The organism is Clostridium sp. CF012, from assembly GCF_018861755.1.
Taxonomy (GTDB): Bacteria; Bacillota; Clostridia; order Clostridiales; family Clostridiaceae; genus Clostridium_AD.
The window spans coordinates 96,362-121,086 of record NZ_JAHLEF010000013.1 but is presented as its reverse complement, the minus strand read 5'-3'; the positions used below and the strand labels follow the sequence as shown (position 1 = coordinate 121,086).

Sequence of the window (24,725 nt, the reverse complement as noted above, 5' to 3'; positions counted from 1 at the left end):
TTTCATCGCTCGACTTGCATGTGTTAGGCACGCCGCCAGCGTTCGTCCTGAGCCAGGATCAAACTCTCAATTTAAAAGTTTACACTTTTTATTTGAAATGAATAATCTGCGACAACTGTTAAGTTGTTACGCAAGCTCATTACATACTTTTTAGTCTTACGACTAAAATTACTTTTTTATCTAAAGTAATTAACTGGTCTAACGAAATATTATTTCGCTATTTTACCTATTTCTCTGTTTAATTTTCAAAGACCAACTTTATTTGCCATCATGTGACGACTTCTACAATTTTACTATTTAATTCACAAATTGTCAATATATTTTTCTGTTTTTAAAATATTATTTTAAGGTTAGAAAATTAATTAACTTTTAAAATTAAACTGTTATTGTTTCTCGCTCGTGACGACAAGGAGTATTGTATCAAATCTATTCCATCATGTATTTTAAGTAACTCTATTTCTTAGTAGATTATAATCATTTTCCTATATATACCTTTATTTTTCTCTAGTTTACTGCTTGAGATACACTAGGTTCATTATATTGTAAATCAAAAAAGGTACCTATCCCAACTTTTTTGGAATAAGTACCTTTTTTTCTTTAATATTATATTTTAATCATCTGTTTGATCAGTTATTTCTAATTCATTATCTTCATTAAGGGTCGTTTCTTCAATATCTTCTTCTAACGAGTCATCTTCTAAAGAGCTATCATCTATTAAACAATTCCCCTCAACATTAATTTCATCACTACAATTTATTTTAGCTATAGCAACGATATTATCACCTTCACCGTTCTTCATTAAAGTAACTCCCATAGTATTTCTACTTGTAGTTGATATTCCAGATACATTTAATCTTATAACAATACCATTACTGTTTATAAGTATCATTTCGTCTCCGTCTTTTACTATTCTAGCACCTACAAGTTTTCCTGTTTTTTCCGATACCTTATAAGTTATTACTCCCTTACCACCTCTGTGTTGAAGTGTGTATTGTGATACTACGGTTCTTTTTCCAAAACCATTTTCACTTATAACTAAAAGTTCTTCTTCTGGTCTAACAATATTCATAGCAACTACAATGTCATCTTGTCTTAGAGTTAAGGCTTTAACTCCAGTTGCCGTTCTTCCCATACCTCTTACATCCTTTTCACTAAATCTTATGGAATAACCGTTTCTTGTAGCAAATAGCATTTCGCTATCTCCTGTAGTAATAGCCGCTCCGATTAGTTCATCATCTTCTCTTAAATTGATTGCATTTAAACCATTTTTTCTTATAGATGAATATTTATCAAGGGATGTTTTCTTAATTAAACCATGTTTAGTTCCCATTATAAGGTAATTATCTGCTGTAAATTCTTTAAGAGATATAACAGCTTGAATTTTATCGTCGTTTGCCAGTGGTATAATATTTACTAAGTTTGTTCCCTTAGCTGTTCTTCCACCTTCAGGAATTTCATATGCCTTTAATCTAAATGCTTTTCCTTTGTTTGTGAATAACAAAAGATTATTGTGAGTGGAGGTTATAAATATATGTTCTACAAAGTCATCTTCTTTAGTAGTAACACCTTGTATTCCTCTACCCCCTCTTTTTTGAGCACTATAAGTGTCAGCTGGAAGTCTCTTTATATAACCTGCATGAGTTAGAGTTATTACAACATCTGTCTCTTGAATTAAATCTTCCTCATCTATGCTATATGGGTTTTTTTCTATTGCCGTTCTTCTAGTATCACCATATTTATTTCTAATTTCTATAAGCTCATCTTTAATTATGTTAAGTAATACCATTTCATCTGCTAAGATTTCTTTTAAATAATTAACAATTTTCATTATTTCGTTATACTCATCTTCAATCTTATCTCTTTCAAGACCTGTTAATCTTCCAAGTCTCATTTCAACAATAGCAACGGATTGTTTTTCTGATAGTTCAAATGCATTCATTAAACTTTCTTTAGCTTCACTGATGCTTTTAGATGCTCTTATTAAACGAATTACTTCATCAATGTGGTCTAGTGCTATTTTCATACCTTCTAAGATATGAGCTCTAGCCAAGGCCTTATCTAAATCAAATTGAGTTCTTCTTCTTACTACATCTTTTTGATGTTCTAGATAATAAACTAAACACTGTTTTAAGTTTAATGTTTGTGGTTCTCCATTTACAAGGGCTATCATTATAACTCCAAAAGTGTCTTGCATCCTAGTATGTTTAAATAGCCTATTTAATACTATGTTAGGGTTTGCATCCCTTTTTAGTTCTATAACAACTCTCATACCTTCTCTATCTGATTCATCTCTGAGGTCTGATATCCCATCTATTTTCTTATCTTTTACTAAATCTGCAATACCTTCAATAAGTTTTGCTTTATTAACCTGGTAAGGTAATTCTGTTACTATAATTGCATTTCTGCCTTTATTCTCTTCTATGTCTGTTTTAGCCCTTACCAGAATTCTTCCTCTTCCTGTTTCATACGCACTTTTTATTCCAGCTCTCCCTAGAATAATTCCTGCTGTAGGAAAATCTGGACCCTTTATTTTTGTCATTAACTCACTTATAGTAACTTCAGGGTCATCAATAAGCATTAATACTCCATCTATAATTTCTATTAAATTATGTGGAGGTATATTTGTTGCCATACCTACTGCAATTCCCGTTGATCCATTAACTAAAAGATTAGGAAATCTTGACGGTAGCACAGAGGGCTCTTTTTCTTCTCCATCAAAGTTAGGAATAAAATCTACTGTCTCTTTATTAATATCTCGAAGCATTTGTGTTGTAATTTTGCTCATTTTAGCTTCTGTATATCTCATGGCAGCTGCACCATCACCATCTACAGAACCAAAATTTCCATGACCATCAACCAAAATACATCTTTGAGAAAAATCTTGAGCCATTCTAACTAATGCTCCATATACTGCAGTATCACCATGTGGGTGATATTTACCTAAAACGTCACCAACAATTCTTGCACACTTTCTATATCCCTTTTCTGGCGTCAACCCTAGTTCGTGCATAGAGAATAATATTCTTCTATGAACAGGTTTAAGTCCATCCCGTACATCCGGAAGCGCACGACTTACAATAACACTCATAGCGTAATCTATATAGGATTTTTTCATTTCGTACCTTATATCAATAGGTAAAACTTTTCCCTGATTATTCATCTGTTACACCTCTTCAAACAAAATATTTTAACAATACATTAAAAATTGTACCACAATTATCCATGTGTTATGGTAATTACACTAACCGACTATATATCTAAGTTAAGCACTTTCTTAGCATTTTCTTGTATAAACTCTCTACGAGGTTCTACTTTATCTCCCATAAGAATAGTAAATATCTCGTCTGCTGCCATTGCATCATCTACATGCACTTGAAGTAAAACTCTCTCCTCTGGATTCATTGTTGTGTCCCAAAGTTGATGTGCATCCATTTCTCCAAGACCTTTGTATCTTTGGATATTAGTATTACTATCTTTTCCACCGATTTCAACCAGATAATTTTGTAACTGTTTATCAGTATATACATAATGCTCTTTCTTACCCTTAGTAACCTTAAACAGTGGAGGTTGAGCTACATATACGTGTCCTCCTTCTACTAATTCTTTCATGTATCTATAGAAGAAGGTTAGTAATAGTGTTCTAATATGCGCTCCATCTACGTCCGCGTCTGTCATAATAATAACACGATCATATCTTATTTTTTTTACATCAAAGTCTTTTGCTATACCAGCACCGAATGCAGTAATCATGTTTCTGATTTCGTCAGATGCGAGCATTTTATCAATTCTTTGCTTCTCAACATTCATTATTTTTCCTTTAAGAGGAAGTATAGCTTGGAATCTTCTATCTCTACCTTGCTTTGCTGATCCTCCAGCTGAATCACCCTCGACCAGGTATATTTCACATTCCATAGGATCTTTTGAAGCACAATCAGATAATTTTCCAGGAAGAGTAGTACTTTCAAGTATTGATTTTCTTCTTGTAAGTTCTCTTGCTTTTTTTGCTGCATCACGAGCTCTAGCAGCGTTCAATGATTTGTCTATTATTTTTTTACCAAGCTCTGGATTTTCCTCTAGTACATTGCTGATAGCCTCACCAACTATTCCATCAACTATGCCCCTTACTTCACTATTTCCAAGTTTAGTTTTTGTTTGACCTTCAAATTGAGGATCTGTAAGTTTTATAGATATTACTGCTGTAAGACCTTCTCGTACGTCCTCACCAGATAGATTTTTATCATTTTCTTTTAAGAAACCAAATTTTTTAGCATAATCATTTACTATTCTTGTTAAGGCGGTCTTAAAACCAACTAGGTGAGTTCCACCCTCTACTGTATCTATATTATTAGCAAAAGAAAATAAATTTTCTGTGTATGTATCGTTGTATTGCAAAGCTATTTCAACAATATACTCATCTTTACGTCCTTCAATGTATATAGTATCGTGGATTTTCCCTTTATTTCTGTTTAAATAATCTACAAAGGATTTTATTCCGCCTTCGTATAAAAATTCTTGTTTTTTATCTTCTCGCTCGTCTGTAAGGGTTATTTTTATACCTTTATTTAAAAAAGCGAGTTCGCGAAGTCTCTGAGATACTGTTTCATAATCAAAATCAATTTCCTCAAAAATTTCTGCATCAGGCATAAAGAAAATTTTTGTTCCATGTTCTTCTGTTGTTCCTATATTCACTAGTGTACTAGTGGATTTTCCCTTTGAGAATGTTTGTTTCCATATTTCACCATCTACTTTAACTTCAACTTCACAAATTTCAGACAGAGCATTAACTACAGATGCTCCAACACCATGAAGACCACCTGATACTTTGTATGCTCCACCACCAAATTTCCCACCTGCATGAAGAACAGTCATTATAACTTCTACAGTAGGTATTTTCATTTTATGATGCATTCCTACGGGCATACCACGGCCATCATCTATAACAGTTACAGAATTATTCGGGTGTATAAATACATTAATATTCTTACAGTATCCCGCCATTGCCTCATCTATACTATTATCTACAATTTCATAAACTAAATGATGAAGCCCTCGAATACTAGTGCTACCTATATACATACCAGGTCTTTTTCTTACTGCTTCTAATCCTTCAAGTACTTGTATTTGACTCTCGTCATAAACATTATTTATTTCCATGTATATCCTCCTAATCTACTCTACAGCGCATAATATACAGTTTCTGTTCTTTTGCATAGTGTTTGCGATGATATTGGTGATAAGTATATTTTACTTTTTTTATCTACCTCAGCAATAACAAAAGATTTAGCAATATTATTTGTTATCCTCTCGACAAAACCATCTTCTTCAGCCATTCTTAAAAATTGAATAGTGTCTGAGCTATACATAGTAGTTTCCATGTCAAATATACCTATAATGTCTTTTATAGGCACTACTACATTTTCTCCCAAATGTAAAAACATATAATGTCCTCCTTAATGATCCATTGTAATGGTTTGAATCTATGTAATTTCTTTTAATTTACCTGAAATAACCTCAAATATTTTATTTTCAGGTTTTAAATATTTTCTTATATCGTTAATTCCAGTGCAGGTAATTAACGTTTGAACTTCGTTTATAGAGTTTAATATATATTCTTGCCTTTTTGTATCTAATTCAGACAAAACATCATCAAGTAATAATACTGGATATTCACCAGTTAATTCTTTTATTATTGCTAGTGCTCCGAATTTAATAGTTAAAACTGCCGTTCTCTGTTGTCCTTGCGATCCAAATGTTTTAGCATCTATACCATTAATATCTATAGAGAAATCATCTCTATGTGGACCTACTGATGTAGTTTTAGTTTCTAGGTCTCTTTTTCTATTTTTACATAGAAGTATATACAAGTTTTCTTGTATATTAATTAACTCCTTAATAGGTGTTAGATACTTAATTTCTATCATTTCACTTTTAGATGTTATATCACTATGTATTACTTTTCCCTTTTGGTTTAACTTCTCTATATAGTTAATTCTATCTTTTATTATAATTGCACCAAATTCACTAAGTTGCTTATCATACACATCTATAATATCAATGTTTGTGTTCCATTTTTTTATAGTCGTGTTTCTCTCATTTAAAACTTTTTTATATTGCGTTAAGCTATGGTAGTAACGACGGCTTAACTTACATAACTCTATATCTAGAAATTTACGCCTATATGATGGAGAATCCTTAACAATATTTAAATCTTCAGGAGAAAACATAATCACATTGAAGCTTCCTATGAGCTCTGACATTTTTTGAACTTTTATAGAATTTATATTAACGCCTTTTCTACCTTCTTTAAAAATTTTTATTTCTATCTTTTTATCTAATCTAGTTTTACATACATAAAGCTTTATATAAGCTTCTGTTCCATTCCAGTTTATTAACTCTTTATCTCTATTTGTTCTGTGGGATTTAGCTAAACTACAATAATAGATTGCTTCTAAAATATTTGTTTTTCCTTGGGCATTATCTCCCACAAATACGTTAGTACCTTTATTTAATTCTATAGCTAATCCATCAAAATTTCTAAAATTTAGAAGTTGTAAATATTTTATATGCATACAATCACCTAATATAATTATAACATATATATATAATTATATTATTTAATATGTATAAATATATTTGCATAATTTTTTATATTAAATACATAAATTGTGCACCGGATAATTTTTAAATAATTTTCCGGTGCATTCATATATTTTAAACTATTTTATAACTCTCATTGTTAAATTCTATTATATCGCCTTTAGTTAATTTTTTACCCCTCTGAGTTTCTATTTCACCATTGACTTTAATATCTTCATTTTTTATATAGTATTTTGCTTCTGATCCCAAACAAGCTATTCCAGCCCATTTCAAAAAAGAATCTAGCTTTATTATATCTGTTTCAATTTTTATTTCATTCATTTAAAAACCTTCTTTTCTAAAATATTATTATAAATATCTCTTTGTTAATTATTTGTTGCTCTTATTCTTACTGGCAATACCATGTACGTACAATTGTTTTTTTCTTTGTTTTTTACCACACAAGGATTAACGCCACTAGAAAATTCCATAATAATTTCTTCCTCTTCCATTATTTTAAGGAGCTCTATTAGGTATTTTGAGTTAAATGCAATTTGAAGAGACTCTCCTTGCAAAATTATATTTATTTCTTCTCTAGACTTTCCCAATTGAGAATTAGAGGTAATTATCATGTTATCTTCTTCTATATTAAATTTAACTAAATTAGTATTTCCCTCTTTTGCCATAAGAGAAGCTCTTTCTATACAGTTTAATAATTCAGACCTTTTAGCTGTTATTTTCAAGTTATATTCTTCTGGTATTATTGAACTATATTTTATGAATTCACCTTCTAGTAACCTTGATATAACCTTAGTTTTCCCAATATTAAATAGTATATGGTTTGGTGTGAATGTTATATTAACAGGTTCATCCGTTTCCTCTAATATTTTTGATACTTCACTTAAGGTTTTACCTGGAATTACGGCAGTTATATTAGAATCATTATCTACTGGTTCACTTCTAAATGCAACTCTATAACCATCTAGTGCTACAAGATTAAGTTTTTTATCTTTTATTTCAAATAGGACGCCTGTAAGTATCGGACGTGTTTCATCTTGAGCAACTGCAAAAATAGTACCTTTCATCATGTTTTTCAACACTTTTTGAGATATTGAAAAAATCATATTTTCAATTATATTTGGCAAACTAGGATAGTCTTCACCGTTCATATGAATTATAGTTGCGTAGGATTTTTGGCAAACTATTTTAATAGCATTATTGTCATCTGTTGTTATTTCAATTGTACTATTAGGTAATTTTCTTATTATTTCACCAAATAGCTTTGAATCTAAAACTACCGTTCCGTCTTCTATAACGTTCGCAGTAATTTTAGCTTCAATGCTTAGATCAATATCAGATCCTATAAGAGTGACTTCTCTATTACTGGCAACTATTAATATACCTTGTAGTACAGGCATCGTTGATTTTCCAGTAATTGCTTTTTGAACATTTGATATTGCTTCTTGTAATATATTTTTTTCACATATAAATTTCATAAAAAAAAGACCTCCTTATCCACATGGGAAATTTATTAAAGATAGGTAAGATAATAATCTAAAAATAGTAGTAATAGTAGTAGGGGCTGTTGATATGTTAGAAACCTATCTTAGCCTTCTGGCTTCAACAAAGTTAGGTAAAACTATTTGTGGATAAGTATGCAAAAAAAAACCATAGTTATCCACAATATCCACAGCTGTGTTATATGTATTATTTTATACACAGCATTATATATAAATAGTATCAACACCTGTTAGTAAATTAATATACTATTTCTGACTTATCTTTTTAGTTAGTTCGGCTACGTTATCTTGCAGATTTTCATCTTCTTTAAGACCTTTAGATATTTTCTCACAGGCATGAATTACAGTTGTATGGTCTCGACCTCCAAATTCTTCACCTATTTTAGGCAGCGACATATCTGTAAGCTTTCTGCACAAATACATTGCGATTTGTCTTGGGAAGGTTATGTTTCTAGTTCGTCTTGAAGACTTGAAATCCTCAACTTTTAAATTAAAATAGCTAGAAACTATATCTTGGATTAGCTCAATAGTTACTTGCTTTGAATTTCTACTGGATATAATATCTTTAAGTGCTTCTGACGCCAAATCTATTCCAATTTCCTTATTAGTTAGAGACGAAAAAGCTACTATTCTAATAAGAGCGCCTTCTAGTTCTCGTATATTAGATTTTATTTTAGTTGCAATATAAACCATTACTTCATTTGGAATATTTAAATTTTCTACATCTGCTTTCTTTTTTAAAATAGCAATTCTAGTTTCAAAATCTGGAGGTTGTATATCAGCTATAAGGCCCCATTCAAATCTAGAACGCAATCTATCTTCTAGAGTTGGGATCTCTTTTGGAGGTCTATCACTAGATAAAATGATTTGTTTGTTTGCTTCATGAAGATCATTAAATGTATGGAAAAATTCTTCTTGCGTACGTTCTTTGCCTGCTATAAACTGAATATCATCAATTAGAAGCACATCTACATTTCTGTACTTGTTTCTGAATTCTACGTTTTTGTCATCCTTAATAGAATTTATAAGTTCATTTGTAAATTTTTCCGAAGAAACGTAAACAACCTTAGATTTTGGGTTGTTTGATAATATATAATGACCAATAGCATGCATTAAATGTGTTTTTCCAAGACCAACTCCTCCATATATAAATAGGGGATTATAGGCCTTAGCAGGGGATTCGGCTACAGCAAGAGACGCGGCATGAGCGAACCTATTACTATTTCCAATTACAAAAGAATCAAATGTATACTTTGGATTTAGTGTTGCAGACATTTCATCATTAACTATCAAGTTATTTCTTTCTGCTTCTCTTTTGGCTTTCGGTGTTTCAATTTCTGCTACTTCTTCAGATAATATAAAGAATTCTATTTTATATGTTTTAGAAGTAAGTAATTTAACGGCATTCATTATTAAATCCTTATATCTATTTTCGAGAATGTCTTTGGTAAAATTATTAGGAACACCTAATTTAAAAGTATTATTATCTAAGGCCATAGGTTCTATACTTTTGATCCAAGTATTAAAACTAACTTCTGTAAGCTCGCCTTTTATTATATTTAAGGTTTTTTCCCAGATATCTTTAATTTGGGTGTTCATGTACTACCCTCCAGTTCAAATAAAAAAAATATTTTATGTAAAAACAAACAATGTATAAACAGAGTTATAAACAATAAATAAATACACTATGTGCTGTTGATAAATAACATTAAAAATATTCACATGTTAATAACTATGTTAACATTTTTAATAGCAATTAAGTTATTAACAATTATAAAAAAAAAGTATTAACAGATAAAAAAAGGAATAAATCTATTAATATAGCTAAAAATAGTTGTGCGAAAACACGTTTTGTACAATATTATAGTAGTTATTCACAATTTTGTCCACAAGTTGTGAATAACTTTATTAATATATAGGTTATTCACAGTTCTTTCTTATATAATATCAAAAATATACAAGGTGTTCAAGAAGTTATCCACAAAAAAATATATTAATATAAAATATATCAACAATATTAATTAAAATGGTTATCTTGACATTATGAGGTTGTGAATATATAATCTAATAGTAAAACCATAAATATGCGATTGAAATATTATTGTTATAATTTAAAGGTTATAGAGAAGGGGGTGTAGTAGATATGTTCATGACTTACCAACCTAAAAAAAGACAAAGAAAGAAAGAGCACGGATTCAGAAAAAGAATGAAAACCGCTTCTGGTAGAAACGTTCTTCAAAGAAGAAGACAAAAAGGTAGAAAAAGATTGACAGCATAAAGGCCGCTAATGTGGCCTTTTTCTGCAATTTGCTGAAACGAGGGCGGCTAATATGAATTTTAATGTTAAGAAATACAGAATTAGAAAGAATACTGAATTTAGAACAGTATATAGAAGAGGAAAATCTTTTTCTAACCTACTACTAGTATTATATATCTATAGAAATGGCAAAGATCTTAATAGGTGTGGAATATCTGTAAGTAAAAAGGTCGGAAAAAGTGTAACTCGAAGTAGAGTTAAAAGACTAATTGGTGAAAGCTATAGGCTTAATAATGAAGGATTAAAGACTGGTTATGATTTGGTATTTATTGCTAGGAATCCTTCTAATGGTAAAAATTATAAAGAAGTTGAGAATGCTTTAAAGAATTTGCTTAAAAAGGCAGGTTTGATTAATAATGAAAAAAATACTTATACTGGGTATCAAAAGTTATAGAAAATATATATCACCTCTTAAGAGGCCTTGCTGTATATTTTATCCTACATGTTCTCAGTATACTTTAGAAGCTATTGAAAAGCATGGAGCAGTTAAAGGCTCTATTATGGGAATTAAGAGAATACTTAGATGTCATCCTTATAACAAGGGCGGCTTTGATCCAGTTAAATAACCACTTGGGAGGTTTTATATTTGAATTTAGATTTCTTAACTCTTCCACTTGAAAAGTTCTTTTATCTATTACATAGTGGAATTCATACGGTTATATCAAATAATAATATATCATTTGGACTCGCAATAATTCTTTTCACAGTTATAATAAGGATATTATTGTTGCCATTAAGCATTAAACAAACTAAATCAACGGCTAAAATGGGTGCAATTCAACCAGAAATGAAAAAAGTTCAGGAAAAATATAAAAAGGATCCACAAAAGTCTCAGCAAGAAGTAATGAAGCTTTATAAAGAAAATGGAGTAAATCCAATGGGTGGTTGTTTACCAATGCTTATTCAAATGCCTATTTTATTTGCTTTGTTTGCTGTGTTTCAAAAATTAAATTTCCAGGGCGCTAGCTTTTTATGGATTACGGACTTAACAAAAGCAGACCCTTTATATATTTTACCAATATTGTCTACTGTTACAACATATTTTTCATCAAAGCTTATGCAACCACCAGGTGGCGGTGCTCAATCTAAACAAACTTCAACAATGAACACTGGAATGGCCCTTATGATGGGATTTATGAGTCTTAAATTCGCTGGTGCATTAGTATTGTATTGGGTAGTGAACAACGTAATACAAGTAATACAAACACTAGTTATAAATAAGATGGAACTTGGAAAAACTGATCTTACAAAAAAAACAATTTAACACAAGTGCCTAATTTTGATATTGAGAAAGGCGGGTGTCTTACGGTATGAAGATTATAGAAATCATGGGAAAGAATGTAGAGGACGCAATTAATAATGCGTTGCTGGAATTAAAAGTTACAAGAGATAAAGTAAAAGTGGAAACTTTAGACGAGGGTAGTAGAGGGTTTCTAAATATTATTGGGGTAAAACCTGCGAAAATTAGAGTTACAGTTAAAAGAGATGGTCTATATGAAGCTAAAAAGTTCTTAACTGAAGTATTGCAATCTATGAGTATGAAAGCGGAAATAGAGCTTAAAGATGAAAATAATGAAATTAGGATTGACTTAATTGGACCTAATATGGGACTATTGATAGGCTATAGAGGTGAAACACTAGATTCGCTTCAATATCTTGTAAGTTTAGTTGTAAATAAAAATCACGATGAAGAGTATAAAAGAGTAATATTAGACACTGAAAATTATAGAGCAAAAAGAGAAGAAACACTGAAGAGACTTGCATCAAAGATTGCCTATAAGGTAAGGGTTAGTGGTAGAGTATTAAAACTTGAACCTATGAATCCTTATGAGAGAAGAATAATACACTCTACGCTTCAAAATGATTCATATATTTATACCTTTAGTGAAGGTGAAGAACCCTATAGAAGAGTTGTAGTTGACTTAAAGAAAGCCTAAGGGCTTTCTTTTTAAATTTACAAAACATAGTGTAATATTAATTATATTCTTAAGTTTCAAAGTTATATTTAAATATATTTTCGAAGAAAAAAGTTCTAAATTCATATAGATAGCACTTCAGTTGATGATTTAACATTGAACTTTACGAATATTATTAAAAACACTTATAATAGGGTAATAAAAACCACAGAAGTTGCTTTGATATAATATATTTTAATAGGATATAATAGTAAATACTTATAAAATTAGGAGGTCATATTTAATGAAAGAATTTGATACTATAGCTGCAATAGCAACTAGTATAGGTGAAGGTGGTATATCTATAATTAGAGTATCTGGGGATAAGTCTATTAATATAGTAGACAGCATATTTATAGGTAAAAATAATAGAAGACTTCAAGATTTTAAATCTTATACTATGAGATACGGTTATGTTATAGATAAAAATGGCAGTAAACTTGATGAAGTTATTATTTCCTATATGAAGGGTCCTAAAAGTTTTACCGCAGAGGATACTATAGAGATAAATTGCCATGGTGGTGTGGTTGGTACTAATAGAATTCTACAAGAAGTTATTAGAGCGGGAGCAAGAATGGCAGAACCCGGAGAATTTACTAAAAGAGCATTTTTAAATGGTAGAATAGATTTAAGTCAAGCGGAGGCAGTCATAGATATAATAAGAGCTAAGACAGAGCTTAGTATGAAGTCCGCCCTTTTGCAATCTGAAGGATCAATTTCCAGGGAAATAAAAACAATAAGAAATAAATTACTTAGTGTAATTGCAAGTATAGAGGTAACTGTTGATTATCCAGAAGAGGATATTGAAGAAGTAACAGCAGGAATGGTTAGCGGCGATGTTGCTTCAATAATAAATGAGATAGATATACTACTCAGTACGGCAGATGAAGGGAAAATTCTTAGAGAAGGCTTAAGCACAGTAATAGTTGGTAAACCTAATGTAGGTAAATCATCACTGCTTAATGCTCTAGTTAAAGAGAAAAGAGCTATTGTTACGGATGTACCAGGCACTACTAGGGATGCAATAGAAGAATATATAAGTATTGAGGGTATACCCGTTAAGATAGTAGATACAGCAGGTATAAGGGAAACCGAAGATATAGTTGAAAAAATAGGAGTACAAACATCAAAAGAAAAAATAGATGAGGCGGATTTAGTTATCTTAATGTTAGATTCAAGTATGAAGCTCAGTCATGAAGATAAAGAAATCATTGAATATATTAAAGAAAAAAAATACATTGTTCTCTTAAATAAAAGCGATTTAGGTGGTAAAATAGAGAAGAGTGAGTTACAAAGTCTGAAATCAAAATATATAACTAATATTTCAGCAAAAACAGGTGAAGGATTAAGTCAGGTTAAAGAAAATATAAAAGATTTATTCTTTAATGGCGAAATTAAAACTGAAGGAGTTTTTGTTACTAATAATAGACATAAGCAGTCTTTAATAAGAGCAAAGGAAAACTTAGAATCATCCCTAAATGCATTAGAGCATACTTTAGCTATAGATTTAGCATCCATTGATATACGTAATGCATGGATGAATTTAGGAGAGATTACCGGAGAGGCTTTAGAAGAAGATATTATACATAAAATATTCTCAGAATTTTGTTTAGGAAAGTAGGTATAAATATGAAATATGTTGCAGGAAATTTTGATGTTGTAGTTATTGGAGCTGGTCACGCAGGTTGTGAGGCAGCTCTAGCAGCTGCAAGAATAGGATGCAAGACTTTAATTTGTGCTATAAACTTAGATAGCGTGGCATTAATGCCATGTAACCCCAATATTGGTGGCACAGCTAAAGGACATTTAGTAAGGGAAATAGATGCTCTTGGGGGAGAAATGGGAGTAAATATTGATAATACATATATACAATCAAGGATGCTAAACACATCTAAGGGTCCGGCTGTGTTCTCGCTCAGAGCTCAAGCGGATAAAAAAGCATATGGACAAAGAATGAAAAATGTATTAGAAAAGCAAGAAAATTTACAATTAAGACAATTGGAAGTAGTATCTATAGATATTGAAGAACAGAAAGTTGTGGGTGTTCTTACTAAAAATGGAGCATATTTTACAACAAAAGCTGTAATTATAGCCTCAGGAACATATTTGAAATCAAAAGTTATAATTGGAGATTGTACCTATGATGAAGGGCCTAGTGGATTATTGCCAGCTAATGAACTTTCTAAATCTTTAAATGAAATAGGAATAGAACTCCGAAGATTTAAAACCGGAACACCAGCTAGAATAAATAAACGGTCAGTTGATTTTTCTAAAATGGAAGCGCAAGTTGGAGATATAGAAGTAGTACCATTTTCATTTATTAGTGGAGACATACATCGAAACCAGATAAGCTGCTATTTAACTTATACAAATGAGGACACTCATAACGTAATTAGAAAAAATATTCATAGATCCCCACTGTATAATGGATCTATTGTGAGTACAGGTCCTAGATATTGTCCTTCCATCGAGGATAAAGTGATGAGATTTGCAGATAAGGAAAGGCACCAAATATTTATTGAACCTGAGGGTGAGAATACTGAGGAAATGTATGTTCAAGGTATGTCTAGCTCACTTCCAGAGGATATTCAGGTTGAAGTGTTAAAAACAGTGCCAGGACTTGAAAATGTAGAAATAATGAGAACTGCTTATGCTATAGAATATGATTGTATAGATTCCACTGATTTAAAGCTTTCACTGGAATTTAAAAATATTCGGGGGTTATTCTCAGCTGGACAAATAAATGGTAGCTCGGGATATGAGGAAGCTGCCGCTCAGGGTATTATGGCAGGAATTAATGCTGCACTTTATATTCAAAATAAGGATCCATTGATATTAAAAAGATCTGATGGATATATAGGCGTTTTAATTGATGATTTAGTTACTAAAGGTACCAATGAGCCATATAGGATGATGACCTCAAGAGCGGAGTATAGATTGCTACTAAGACAAGATAATGCTGATTTAAGGTTAACTGAAATAGGATACACCGTAGGACTTGTTAACGCCTTTAGATATGAAATATTCAAGACAAAGAAAATGCAACTAGATGAGGAACTGAGCAGAATAAAACATCTGCAAATTACAAATAAAAAAGAAATTGAGGCATTCTTAATTTCTTGTAATTCAACGCCATTGAAAAAGCCCATTAGTCTGTACGAACTTATAAAAAGACCGGAGCTTGATTACTATATTGTAGAGAAACTAGATCCGCAGAGGCCGCAGTTAAATAAATATATACAACAGCAAGTTAATATTGTGTCAAAATATGAAGGTTATATTCAAAAACAATTAGACCAAATTCACCAATTTAAGAAGTTTGAAAACAAAATTATATCAAAAGATATAAATTACGACAATATAAAAGGATTAAGGATAGAGGCTATGCAAAAATTAGGCAAAATCAGACCGGAAAGTATAGGGCAAGCTTCCAGAATATCAGGGGTATCACCTGCAGACATGTCTGTTTTAATGATTTATATTGAGCAACAAAATAGAATTAGGAAAGAACAAGAATAATTTGGAGGTGAAGAATGCAATATTTTGATATAATGAATCAATCTAGCGATAATGAAGGACTTGAGTTCAATGAAAAAAAATATGAGCAATTTATGAAATATAAAGACCTCATAAAAGAGTGGAATGAAAAGGTAAATTTAACCGCAATAAAAGAAGATGAAGAAATAGTAAAAAAACATTTTATTGATTCTATAAAAGTTTTTAAGTTTCAGGAGCTAAGGAATGCAAAAAATATTATAGATATTGGAACTGGAGGAGGATTTCCAGGTATTCCTATGAAAATAATAAAACCTGAAATAAACATAGTTTTATTAGATTCACTAAACAAGAGAATTAATTTTTTAAATGTGGTAATCAAAGAGCTCCAATTAGAAAAAATTAAAGCTATTCATGGAAGAGCGGAGGATTTTGCACAAGAAAAGCAATATAGAGAAAAATTTGACGTAGCAGTTTCAAGAGCCGTTGCCAATTTAACAGTACTGAGTGAATTTTGCATACCTTATGTAAAGGTGGGGGGGTACTTTGTTGCAATGAAGGGACCTGCAGTTGAAGAGGAAATTAAGTGTTCCAAGAATGCAATCAGAATGCTAGGCGGACGTATAGAGCATATAGAAAAGGTACAAATTGAAGGCAGTGACCTTAACCATAATTTAGTTATAATAAGTAAAATTGCAGAGACTAATAAGAAGTATCCTAGAAAAGCCGGAATGGTTACTAAAACCCCACTGGGTTAACGACATTTCAGAAGGTGGTCATAAGCATTATAAATGGTAATCTAATGTTTATAAAAGAAATTTTAAGTTGCATAGGTATGTCCTTCTAAAGCTGTTAATATTCCAGCACCAGGTGATGAATAGTGTTATAAATTGTCGTACGAAAAATAAAAAAAAAAGAAGGAAATGAGCATAAAATAGAGAATTGTTAATAAAAGGAAAAACTTAAGGATGGTATATTATGCAAAATGATGTAAAATATGTATCTATAGAATTAATTTCTCCAAACGTCTATCAGCCTAGAAAGCATTTTAATGAAGAAACTATCCAGGAGCTTTCACAGTCAATAAAAGCTTACGGAATAATCCAACCTTTAACAGTTAGAAAAAGCGGTGATATCAGATACGAACTAGTAGCAGGTGAAAGAAGACTAAGAGCAGCAAAAAAAATAGGACTTCAGCAAGTTCCAGTAATTATTATTGATATTACAGATAAAGATTCTGCTGCAATTGCGCTACTGGAAAATTTGCAAAGAGAAGATTTGAATTTTCTTGAAGAAGCATCAGCTTACTATAATCTCATCCAGGATCATTCTTATACACAAGAGCAATTAGCACAGGTAATAGGGAAGAAACAATCAACTATAGCTAATAAGTTAAGGTTATTAAAATTGGATAAGCAAATTACAAATAGTTTGATAGAAAATAAGCTTACTGAGAGACATGCTAGGGCTCTTTTAAAATTAAATGATATAAATATCCAGAAAAAAGTACTTAAAATAGTTATTGATAAAACACTTAATGTTAAAAATACTGAAGAACTTATTGAAAAAGAATTATTAAAGCTATGTAGGGATGAAGTGGCTACTGATGGAAAGAAAAAAATCAAGGGAATCTTTTCTCCTAGAGTTTATATAAATACTATCAAACAAGTTTTTGATAAGTATGGAATAAATGCAGATTATAAATCTAGAGAATTAGAAGATAGTATCGAGGTAACGATAAGAATACCTAAAAAATAGATTATAAAAAACAGAATGTTTCACGTGAAACATTCTGTTTTTTTTATTTTTTTTGAAATATTGAAAATAATACTATTAATATATTTAACATAAATATATAATGAACTATATAGAAAAATTGATTTAGGCACATTCGAGTAAATAATAATGTAAAATACAATATTAACTTTTCTTTTTAATTATTTAGGTGTATCTTGTATAGGAATGAATAATATTATGAAGGGCAGGTGTAGTCATGGAAACCATATGTATTTTTAATCAAAAGGGAGGAGTAGGTAAAACTACTACGAATATAAACTTATGCTCTTACTTAGCATTACAAGGTAAGAAAATTTTAACAATAGATATAGATCCTCAGGGAAATACCACTAGTGGGCTCGGATTTGATAAGAAAAAAATCAAGCTATCAATGTATGATTTGTTAACATCAGATATTTCCATAAGGGAAACTATAAAAGAATGCGAGCTAATTAATAATCTGTATATAGTACCATCGAAAATGGAACTTGCAGGTGCAGAAGTAGAATTGATAAATAGAAGTAATCGTGAAAATATACTAAAAGAGAAACTTAAAGAAATTGAAGGCGAATTTGATTATATTTTCATAGACTGTCCACCTTCACTGGGAATTTTAACTATTAATGCTCTTACCGCTGCAACTAGCGTACTAACACCTATTCAATGTGAATTTTATGCTTTAGAAGGTGTTGGACAGTTAGTAAATACAATCCAATTAGTTAAAAAATCTCTAAATAAAAAACTAGAAATTCAGGGTGTAATTCTAAGTATGTATGATAATAGAACTAAACTATGCAATGAAGTTGTATCAGAAGTGAAGAAATATTTCAATGATAAGGTTTATAAAACTACAATACCTAGAAATATAAGACTCGCTGAAGCTCCAAGTTTTGGATTACCAATTATGCTGTATGATGATAAATGTAAGGGTGCAGAAGCTTACGAAGAATTAGCAAATGAATTCTTAGAAAGACAAGGGAGATGATATATTGTGAACAAAAAATTTGGATTAGGTAAGGGCCTGGGAGCATTAATACCTGAAGAGGAAATAATAGAGGACGGTTCCTCGGTACTTAAAATATCTATGAATTTGATTAAAGCAAATAAAGATCAACCAAGAAAAAGCTTTGACCCTGAAAAAATATCAGAACTCGCACAATCTATAAAAGAACATGGGGTAATTCAACCAATTATATTAAATAGAGAAAATGATACATATACAGTTATAGCAGGTGAGCGAAGGTTCAGAGCGGCTAAAAGTATTGGACTTGTGGAAATACCTGCAATTATTATGAATATAGAAAGTAAAGAAGTGTTAGAAATATCATTAATAGAAAACATTCAAAGAGAAGACCTTAATCCAATTGAAGAAGCTTTAGCTTATAAAAGACTATTAGTAGACTTTAATCTTACTCAAGAGGAAATAAGTAAAAAGGTATGTAAATCAAGAACGGCAATAACAAACTGTATGAGATTATTAAATTTAGATGAGAGAGTTCAAGATTATATAATAGATGGAGTTATTTCTGAGGGGCATGGAAGGGCAATACTGGGCATAAATGATAAGGAAATTCAGTATGGAATTGCTCAAATGGTTATAGATGAGAGTCTTTCAGTGAGAGAAACAGAGAGATTAGTAAAAAATCATGAAAATGAAAAAAAAGAAAAGGTGGTTAAAAGTGAAAATAATTTATATTATAAAGATATAATGAATAAATTAGAGAATAGATTTGGTACGAAAGTATTTATAAATTCTAAAAATAGAAGCAAGGGTAAAATAGAAATTGAATATTACTCAGAAGAAGATTTTGAAAGAATTTTAGAAGTTTTTAATATATAATGTTTCACGTGAAACATAATCGAGAGGATGTAATTCATAATGCAAAGTATATTCAATTTTATAAATAGTGCGCAGATATATATAACATTAGCACTTATGACGCTTGTATTTATATTAATCATAATAATCATAATGACCTATGCATCTTTAAATAAATTAGAAAAAAAGTACAGAAAATTAATGAGAGGCGTAAACAATAAAAATTTAGAGGAAATGGTTGTATCCTATTTGGATAAAATTGATGAGGTTAAAGAAGAAAATGTGGTTATGAAACAAATGTATGAAGAAATAAGTGATGGACTAAAAACTTGTATTCAAAAAACTTCAATGGTAAGATATAAGGCTTTTGATGATGTTGGAAGTGATTTAAGCTTCTCAATAGCACTTTTAGATGGAAACAATAATGGTGCTATATTAACAAGTATTTATGGTAGAAACGAGAGTACAACCTATGCTAAGCCCATAGATAAAGGGATATCTAGGTATGATTTGTCCGAGGAAGAGAATAAAGTGTTACAAGGAGCCATTAGTTCTAAAAATAAATAAAAGATTATGTATTATTAAATTTAATAATAAAAAACCTTTTTTGTGGCATACTAAAAACAAAGGGGTTTTTTATGGTAATATGTATTTCAGAGGAACTTGAATATTTACAGGATGAACTAATTAAAAGAGGATATACTGTGATAAATAATAGAGACAATAATACCTATTGTGATGCAATAATATGCAAACTTAAAGATGGGGGTCTTATAAATCTAAATATGCAAAATAATATACGAAGAGAAGGTACTTTAATTATAGATAGTGGAAGTAAAACTATTGATGAAATAGAGTATATATTATGTAATAGAGTATGTAGTTCAATATTTTAAAAAAATAACTCTTTAATATATTATTAAATTGTATGATAAATATGTACAAACCTTGTAAAAAATCTTCAAGATACATAAAGGTACATTAGTCTTCAAGTTTGTTGTTTATTATCATGGAATTTGTATAAAATCCATGTGCAATAAATAAAAATCAAATATAAAATCTAAGCATGCTTTAACAACTGCCTAGGATTTTATATTTGTTTTTTTTATATAATAGTGTAATAAACAGAATTCCTTTTGGGGTGGGGCAGTTGACAAAGTAAACTAACCTTCAACATCTTTAATATTGAAATCCTCATAAATGGAGTTGATTTTTCTTCCGCCTACAGTTTTGAGTATTGAATGATATAAACCATTTGCAATGGCATCGGCAAGCATCATCACTGTATACAATCTCGTATTTTGAAGAACCATAAATTCAAAGGCTCCAGATATATTTACAACTCCAGTTATGCTTAAATTACCTACTTTAGGCAAATTTTTATTCATAGCAGCACCAGGGCTTAAGGGTTTTTCTTCAACAATAATTTTTCCTACATTTTGCAAACTTCCAAGGCAAGCATCAATTGCAATAATATATGGGTCAGTATAGGTATAGTTAATTTCGTCAATTGTTTCACATAAATTTTTGGCGTGCACCGGGCATTCAAGACTGCCGTAAATGTGAATTTTATTTCTAACTAAAAATTTAAGTTTATTTCCAACCAAGGGGCCTAAACTATCACCAGTAGATCGGTCGGTTCCAATACATAAAACAACAATAGGACGTGAGCATTTAGCTATGGGAAAAATATATTGACTTATAATATCTCTTAATTTAAAAGTACAATCTCTGGACATAGAATCTAAAATAACTTTTTCTAGCATAAAAAAACCTCCTATTTGGATTTTATCCATGTAGGAGGTTTTTTATTCTATAAAACTTCAACTTTTTTCAATATATTGTAAAATACCACTAAAAACATACAGAATAACATGCCAATAAGACCATTTGCTTTTAATCCTATAAATATAGAAGCAAGAACTGCAACAGGATTAATACCTAGTGATGATGAGACTATTTTAGGTTCTATAATTTGTCTTACTATGGTAATAATCACATAAGATATTAGAAGTCCTAAGGCAGCAACATAATTTCCAGATATAAAAAATATTACGATTAGTGGAATATATATAGCGCCTATACCGAAGATGGGGAGCAAATCAAATATTCCACATAATATACTTAGAGTTACAGCATACTTAACTTTGAAAACTAAAAAAACAATTAATGTTTCTAAAAATGTTATAGTGATTATAAGTAAGTAAGATAGCAAATAGTTTTTAAACATTTTTTTTGATTCATCAAATATATAATGTACTCTATCTCCATTTTTATTAGGAATCAAATCAAATATTTTATTGCTAGAAGATGATAAATCTTTTGTGAAAAAATATGTAGTAAGTAAAGTAAATAGTAAAACCATCAAAGTATAAGGGACAGTAGACATAAAACCTAGGGTTAGGGAAAATATTTTTGTAGAGGCATCCATACTTATATTTAAAGTCTTGGTTATATAGTTAGAAATGTTTGACTCAATATTAGTGAGAATGCTGGGGTCTAAATTTTTATAATAGTTTTTTAGATTGCTAAAGAAATCAATTATACTATCTTTGTTATTAGAGAAATAAGATTGAATATTTTTTACTAATTGTATTGTTTCTGAAGTTATAGTGGTTACAATTAAGGATAACAATATAACAATTACTGTGAAAAATATAGTAGTAGTAAATAGTGAAGCTATAGTGTTTTTAATTTTGAATTTTCTCATCAAAAATTTTGTTGGTATCTTAAGTAGTGAAGCTAGAATAAGAGCTAACACAAAAGGGAGTGTATATCCAATAGTTCCGAAAAAGATTACAAAAATAAAGGTATACAAAACAAAGAACACAGCTAACTTATCAATTTTTTTTAGAATGTTTTCCATGAAAAAAAATCACACCTTTCTAATAATAGAATTGAGAGAGCTCAGGGTATAATTAATGTCTTTTATATCGTTAAAAGGTCCAATGCCAAATCTTAAAGCACCAGTTGGATATGTGCCAATGGTTTCATGAGCCAGCGGTGCACAATGGAGACCAGTTCTCGTTGTAATTCCATACTCTGTATCTAGGATAAATCCTAATTCTGAATTGTCGATTTTTGTAGAATTAATGGAGATTGCAGCTATTCGCTTAGAGCTGTCCATGGAACCATAAACTTCAACAGAGTTTATATTTAATAAACCACTTATAAAATTTTCACACAAATATTCTTCATGCTGGCAAATAGAATCTAAGCCACGGGTATTGATAAAATTAAGCCCGTCTAAAAGCCCTGCTACACCTGGGCCATTTAAGGTCCCGCTCTCAAATTTGTCAGGTAAAAAATCTGGCTGAATAATACTAGATGAAAGACTACCAGTCCCACCCTCTATAAATGTAGTACACTGATCATTTAAATTATCGTCAATTAAAAAGCCGCCTATACCTTGAGGCCCCAATAAACTTTTATGACCTGTAAAGGTTAGGGCATTACAATTCAGTTTATAGAAATCTAAAGGCAGAACTCCGGCAGTTTGAGCAGAGTCTATGACAAAATAAATACCTTTTTCTTTACATATTTTACCTATAGCTTCTAGTGGCTGAATTGTTCCAACAATGTTAGAGGCGTGAGAGAGAACTACTAATTTTGTATTAGGCTTAAGTGCATTTATAAAGTCTTCTACATTTAGAAGACCTTCTTTTGAACAAGGAACAATATCGAGTTCTATAATGCCCTTTTGGCAAAGGGAGTTTAAAGGCCTTAAAGTAGCGTTATGATCCATTGAGGAGGTTATTACATGCCAGCCCTGCTTTACAACGGATTTTATAATAGTATTTAAAGAGGTTGTAATATTTGGTGTAAAAATTACATTTTCAACCTTATCAAAGTGAAAAAAATCCATTAATGCATATCTACAATTTAAAATAACTTTATTGCCTGCAAGGGAAGCAGTGGATGCACCTCTTCCTGGATTTGTGCCTATGTTCGTCATATAATTCATCATTGAAGTATAAACTTCAGGTGGTTTCGGAAATGTAGTAGCTGCGTTATCTAAATATATTTTCATTATTTCCTCCAATTTTACAAAATAAAACAATAGTATTCCTACATTCTATAGAAGATGCAGTATCTATCAATATTATCGATAGCAAGTTAAATTTTGTTTTGATATAATTTAAACTACAAATAGTTTATAATAGACTTAGCTGAAGAATGAAATGTAAATTTTTTCAGCTAAAAACTATTTATTATTACATTATAATTACTTATTTAAGATTAACATATAATACAATATTATAATCCAAATTTCTGTAAATGTATATGAAATCAATAGTTATAACAACGAAAGGGGTGTGACGGTTTCAAGTTAGTTTTGAAAAAAACTAATATGAAACTCAAATAATATGAATAATATAATAGATTGTAAGGGCTTACTATGTCCAATTCCTGTGGTTAAGACAAAAAAATATTTTGATTCAATTGAAAGTGGAGAAAGTACAGTTATCGTAGATAATTTAGTTGCTAGAAACAATGTAGTAAAATTAGCGGTCGGCAGTGGATACACGAGTGTTGTAGAAGAAAAAGATAAATTATACTTTATTAATATAACAAAAGACAAAAATGATGTAGTAAATGTAGAAATAGATGTAACTAAAAAATTAACATTGCTAGTATCTACTGATAAGTTAGGCCTTGGGGATGATGAACTAGGGGCTATACTTATGAAAAGCTATATATTTGCATTATCAGAAGCAGATACAATACCTAATGATATACTCTTTATTAATGGAGGAGTAAAACTTACCACATCTGATTCCCCAGTACTCGATAGCTTAAAGAAGTTAATTTTCAGAGGAGCAAATATTTTAGTTTGTGGAGTTTGTCTTGATTTTTATAATATAAAGGATAAGCTTTCTGTTGGAGAAATTTCCAACATGTATACTATTGTGCAATTGATGAATAATGCAGATAATACTATTAAACTTTAGAGTATAGGATAGGGTGAAAAACATTGAATAAATATTATATAGTAACATTTCAAAACACACATGAAGCTATGAGAGCAGAAAGAGAAACTATAAAGAATAAGATAAAGGTAGTAGTTATTCCTACACCTACGTATATAACTAAAAGCTGTGGGATTAGTTTAAAAATAGAAGAAGAAAATATTCAAAGAATATTTAAACTTGTAAAATCAGAAGATATAAAAGTAAAAGAAATCTTCCTTAGGGATGGAGAAAGCATAAAAGCTATTGAAGGTGGGATATGTAGTGAAGGTATTTAATTTAGGAGACATTGTTGAA

Annotated in this window: 25 protein-coding genes and 1 rRNA gene; 15 read left to right on the top strand and 11 right to left on the bottom strand. The window is 30.4% G+C overall.

What is annotated here, in order from left to right:
- The 8 genes from KPL50_RS13715 to dnaA all read right to left on the bottom strand — a co-directional run.
- Positions 1–74: ribosomal RNA gene (locus KPL50_RS13715) — 16S ribosomal RNA — on the bottom strand; the annotation flags it as partial.
- 536 nt (positions 75–610) lie between these two features.
- Positions 611–3,160, bottom strand: coding sequence for a DNA gyrase subunit A (gene gyrA, locus KPL50_RS13710; protein WP_216299092.1), 2,550 nt, complete (start codon positions 3,158–3,160; stop codon positions 611–613).
- An 89-nt stretch (positions 3,161–3,249) separates the two neighbouring features.
- Entirely contained in the window at positions 3,250–5,154 is a 1,905-nt protein-coding gene (gene gyrB / locus KPL50_RS13705) for a DNA topoisomerase (ATP-hydrolyzing) subunit B (protein WP_216299091.1), read from the bottom strand.
- Between the two features lie 20 nt (positions 5,155–5,174).
- The gene (gene remB, locus KPL50_RS13700) at positions 5,175–5,438 is read right to left on the bottom strand and encodes an extracellular matrix regulator RemB (protein WP_216299090.1); all 264 of its coding nucleotides are present in this window, start codon (positions 5,436–5,438) and stop codon (positions 5,175–5,177) included.
- A gap of 39 nt (positions 5,439–5,477) precedes the next feature.
- A complete protein-coding gene (recF, locus tag KPL50_RS13695) occupies positions 5,478–6,569 on the bottom strand; it encodes a DNA replication/repair protein RecF (protein ID WP_216299089.1) in 1,092 nt (363 codons plus the stop codon).
- 142 nt (positions 6,570–6,711) lie between these two features.
- Positions 6,712–6,918 (bottom strand): RNA-binding S4 domain-containing protein, encoded by a 207-nt coding sequence (locus KPL50_RS13690; RefSeq protein ID WP_216299088.1) that lies wholly within the window; start codon positions 6,916–6,918, stop codon positions 6,712–6,714.
- A 44-nt stretch (positions 6,919–6,962) separates the two neighbouring features.
- Entirely contained in the window at positions 6,963–8,072 is a 1,110-nt protein-coding gene (gene dnaN, locus KPL50_RS13685; RefSeq protein ID WP_216299087.1) for a DNA polymerase III subunit beta, read from the bottom strand.
- A gap of 270 nt (positions 8,073–8,342) precedes the next feature.
- Positions 8,343–9,695 (bottom strand): chromosomal replication initiator protein DnaA, encoded by a 1,353-nt coding sequence (dnaA, locus tag KPL50_RS13680; RefSeq protein ID WP_164957318.1) that lies wholly within the window; start codon positions 9,693–9,695, stop codon positions 8,343–8,345.
- Positions 9,696–10,239: 544 nt separating this feature from the next.
- Between dnaA and rpmH the strand changes: the two genes are divergently transcribed.
- The 13 genes from rpmH to KPL50_RS13615 all read left to right on the top strand — a co-directional run bounded on the left by rpmH (position 10,240) and on the right by KPL50_RS13615 (position 20,354).
- A complete protein-coding gene (rpmH, locus tag KPL50_RS13675) occupies positions 10,240–10,374 on the top strand; it encodes a 50S ribosomal protein L34 (protein ID WP_216299086.1) in 135 nt (44 codons plus the stop codon).
- A 52-nt stretch (positions 10,375–10,426) separates the two neighbouring features.
- Positions 10,427–10,807 (top strand): ribonuclease P protein component, encoded by a 381-nt coding sequence (rnpA, locus tag KPL50_RS13670; protein ID WP_216299085.1) that lies wholly within the window; start codon positions 10,427–10,429, stop codon positions 10,805–10,807.
- Positions 10,770–10,979: a membrane protein insertion efficiency factor YidD gene (gene yidD, locus KPL50_RS13665; protein ID WP_124998842.1), complete on the top strand. Its 210-nt coding sequence runs from the start codon at positions 10,770–10,772 to the stop codon at positions 10,977–10,979. Before rnpA ends, yidD begins: the two co-directional genes overlap by 38 nt.
- Positions 10,980–10,999: 20 nt before the next feature.
- Positions 11,000–11,677, top strand: coding sequence for a membrane protein insertase YidC (gene yidC / locus KPL50_RS13660; protein ID WP_216299084.1), 678 nt, complete (start codon positions 11,000–11,002; stop codon positions 11,675–11,677).
- 46 nt (positions 11,678–11,723) lie between these two features.
- A complete protein-coding gene (jag, locus tag KPL50_RS13655; protein ID WP_216299083.1) occupies positions 11,724–12,350 on the top strand; it encodes an RNA-binding cell elongation regulator Jag/EloR in 627 nt (208 codons plus the stop codon).
- Between the two features lie 262 nt (positions 12,351–12,612).
- Positions 12,613–13,989 (top strand): tRNA uridine-5-carboxymethylaminomethyl(34) synthesis GTPase MnmE, encoded by a 1,377-nt coding sequence (gene mnmE, locus KPL50_RS13650; protein ID WP_216299082.1) that lies wholly within the window; start codon positions 12,613–12,615, stop codon positions 13,987–13,989.
- A gap of 8 nt (positions 13,990–13,997) precedes the next feature.
- Positions 13,998–15,887, top strand: a complete 1,890-nt coding sequence (gene mnmG / locus KPL50_RS13645) for a tRNA uridine-5-carboxymethylaminomethyl(34) synthesis enzyme MnmG (protein ID WP_216299081.1) — start codon at positions 13,998–14,000, stop codon at positions 15,885–15,887.
- Positions 15,888–15,901: 14 nt separating this feature from the next.
- Entirely contained in the window at positions 15,902–16,621 is a 720-nt protein-coding gene (rsmG, locus tag KPL50_RS13640; RefSeq protein WP_216299080.1) for a 16S rRNA (guanine(527)-N(7))-methyltransferase RsmG, read from the top strand.
- Between the two features lie 220 nt (positions 16,622–16,841).
- Complete coding sequence (gene noc, locus KPL50_RS13635) at positions 16,842–17,621, top strand: nucleoid occlusion protein (RefSeq protein ID WP_216299079.1); 780 nt, start codon at positions 16,842–16,844, stop codon at positions 17,619–17,621.
- A 235-nt stretch (positions 17,622–17,856) separates the two neighbouring features.
- Positions 17,857–18,624, top strand: coding sequence for a ParA family protein (locus tag KPL50_RS13630; protein ID WP_216299078.1), 768 nt, complete (start codon positions 17,857–17,859; stop codon positions 18,622–18,624).
- Between the two features lie 6 nt (positions 18,625–18,630).
- A complete protein-coding gene (locus tag KPL50_RS13625; protein ID WP_216299077.1) occupies positions 18,631–19,479 on the top strand; it encodes a ParB/RepB/Spo0J family partition protein in 849 nt (282 codons plus the stop codon).
- Between the two features lie 39 nt (positions 19,480–19,518).
- Complete coding sequence (locus KPL50_RS13620; protein ID WP_216299076.1) at positions 19,519–20,025, top strand: DUF4446 family protein; 507 nt, start codon at positions 19,519–19,521, stop codon at positions 20,023–20,025.
- Positions 20,026–20,096: 71 nt separating this feature from the next.
- Positions 20,097–20,354 carry a YkuS family protein gene (locus tag KPL50_RS13615; RefSeq protein WP_216299075.1) on the top strand — a complete coding sequence of 86 codons (258 nt, stop codon included), beginning with the start codon at positions 20,097–20,099 and terminating at the stop codon, positions 20,352–20,354.
- Between the two features lie 267 nt (positions 20,355–20,621).
- Here KPL50_RS13615 and yyaC read toward each other — a convergent pair whose 3' ends face one another.
- From yyaC to KPL50_RS13600, 3 genes are read right to left on the bottom strand one after another with little or no spacing between them, the layout of a single operon-like run.
- A complete protein-coding gene (gene yyaC, locus KPL50_RS13610) occupies positions 20,622–21,224 on the bottom strand; it encodes a spore protease YyaC (RefSeq protein WP_216299074.1) in 603 nt (200 codons plus the stop codon).
- 47 nt (positions 21,225–21,271) lie between these two features.
- The gene (ytvI, locus tag KPL50_RS13605) at positions 21,272–22,324 is read right to left on the bottom strand and encodes a sporulation integral membrane protein YtvI (protein WP_216299073.1); all 1,053 of its coding nucleotides are present in this window, start codon (positions 22,322–22,324) and stop codon (positions 21,272–21,274) included.
- Positions 22,325–22,333: 9 nt separating this feature from the next.
- Positions 22,334–23,488, bottom strand: a complete 1,155-nt coding sequence (locus tag KPL50_RS13600) for an aminotransferase class V-fold PLP-dependent enzyme (protein ID WP_216299072.1) — start codon at positions 23,486–23,488, stop codon at positions 22,334–22,336.
- 337 nt (positions 23,489–23,825) lie between these two features.
- On the opposite strand from KPL50_RS13600, the gene yedF reads away from it, so the two are divergent.
- Together yedF and KPL50_RS13590 are read left to right on the top strand one after the other, a co-directional pair.
- Positions 23,826–24,410 (top strand): sulfurtransferase-like selenium metabolism protein YedF, encoded by a 585-nt coding sequence (gene yedF, locus KPL50_RS13595; protein WP_216299071.1) that lies wholly within the window; start codon positions 23,826–23,828, stop codon positions 24,408–24,410.
- A gap of 23 nt (positions 24,411–24,433) precedes the next feature.
- Positions 24,434–24,706, top strand: a complete 273-nt coding sequence (locus tag KPL50_RS13590; protein WP_216299070.1) for a DUF3343 domain-containing protein — start codon at positions 24,434–24,436, stop codon at positions 24,704–24,706.
- Positions 24,707–24,725 lie beyond the last annotated feature (19 nt).

Excerpts from the sequence above, each read along its gene's own strand:
- gyrA (WP_216299092.1), bottom strand. The coding sequence starts at position 3,160 with ATGAATAATCAGGGAAAAGTTTTACCTATTGATATAAGGTACGAAATG.
- gyrB (WP_216299091.1), bottom strand. The coding sequence starts at position 5,154 with ATGGAAATAAATAATGTTTATGACGAGAGTCAAATACAAGTACTTGAA.
- remB (WP_216299090.1), bottom strand. The coding sequence starts at position 5,438 with ATGTTTTTACATTTGGGAGAAAATGTAGTAGTGCCTATAAAAGACATT.
- recF (WP_216299089.1), bottom strand. The coding sequence starts at position 6,569 with ATGCATATAAAATATTTACAACTTCTAAATTTTAGAAATTTTGATGGA.
- KPL50_RS13690 (WP_216299088.1), bottom strand. The coding sequence starts at position 6,918 with ATGAATGAAATAAAAATTGAAACAGATATAATAAAGCTAGATTCTTTT.
- dnaN (WP_216299087.1), bottom strand. The coding sequence starts at position 8,072 with ATGAAATTTATATGTGAAAAAAATATATTACAAGAAGCAATATCAAAT.
- dnaA (WP_164957318.1), bottom strand. The coding sequence starts at position 9,695 with ATGAACACCCAAATTAAAGATATCTGGGAAAAAACCTTAAATATAATA.
- rpmH (WP_216299086.1), top strand. The coding sequence starts at position 10,240 with ATGTTCATGACTTACCAACCTAAAAAAAGACAAAGAAAGAAAGAGCAC.
- rnpA (WP_216299085.1), top strand. The coding sequence starts at position 10,427 with ATGAATTTTAATGTTAAGAAATACAGAATTAGAAAGAATACTGAATTT.
- yidD (WP_124998842.1), top strand. The coding sequence starts at position 10,770 with ATGAAAAAAATACTTATACTGGGTATCAAAAGTTATAGAAAATATATA.
- jag (WP_216299083.1), top strand. The coding sequence starts at position 11,724 with ATGAAGATTATAGAAATCATGGGAAAGAATGTAGAGGACGCAATTAAT.
- mnmE (WP_216299082.1), top strand. The coding sequence starts at position 12,613 with ATGAAAGAATTTGATACTATAGCTGCAATAGCAACTAGTATAGGTGAA.
- mnmG (WP_216299081.1), top strand. The coding sequence starts at position 13,998 with ATGAAATATGTTGCAGGAAATTTTGATGTTGTAGTTATTGGAGCTGGT.
- rsmG (WP_216299080.1), top strand. The coding sequence starts at position 15,902 with ATGCAATATTTTGATATAATGAATCAATCTAGCGATAATGAAGGACTT.
- noc (WP_216299079.1), top strand. The coding sequence starts at position 16,842 with ATGCAAAATGATGTAAAATATGTATCTATAGAATTAATTTCTCCAAAC.
- KPL50_RS13630 (WP_216299078.1), top strand. The coding sequence starts at position 17,857 with ATGGAAACCATATGTATTTTTAATCAAAAGGGAGGAGTAGGTAAAACT.
- KPL50_RS13620 (WP_216299076.1), top strand. The coding sequence starts at position 19,519 with ATGCAAAGTATATTCAATTTTATAAATAGTGCGCAGATATATATAACA.
- KPL50_RS13615 (WP_216299075.1), top strand. The coding sequence starts at position 20,097 with ATGGTAATATGTATTTCAGAGGAACTTGAATATTTACAGGATGAACTA.
- yyaC (WP_216299074.1), bottom strand. The coding sequence starts at position 21,224 with ATGCTAGAAAAAGTTATTTTAGATTCTATGTCCAGAGATTGTACTTTT.
- ytvI (WP_216299073.1), bottom strand. The coding sequence starts at position 22,324 with ATGGAAAACATTCTAAAAAAAATTGATAAGTTAGCTGTGTTCTTTGTT.
- KPL50_RS13600 (WP_216299072.1), bottom strand. The coding sequence starts at position 23,488 with ATGAAAATATATTTAGATAACGCAGCTACTACATTTCCGAAACCACCT.
- yedF (WP_216299071.1), top strand. The coding sequence starts at position 23,826 with ATGAATAATATAATAGATTGTAAGGGCTTACTATGTCCAATTCCTGTG.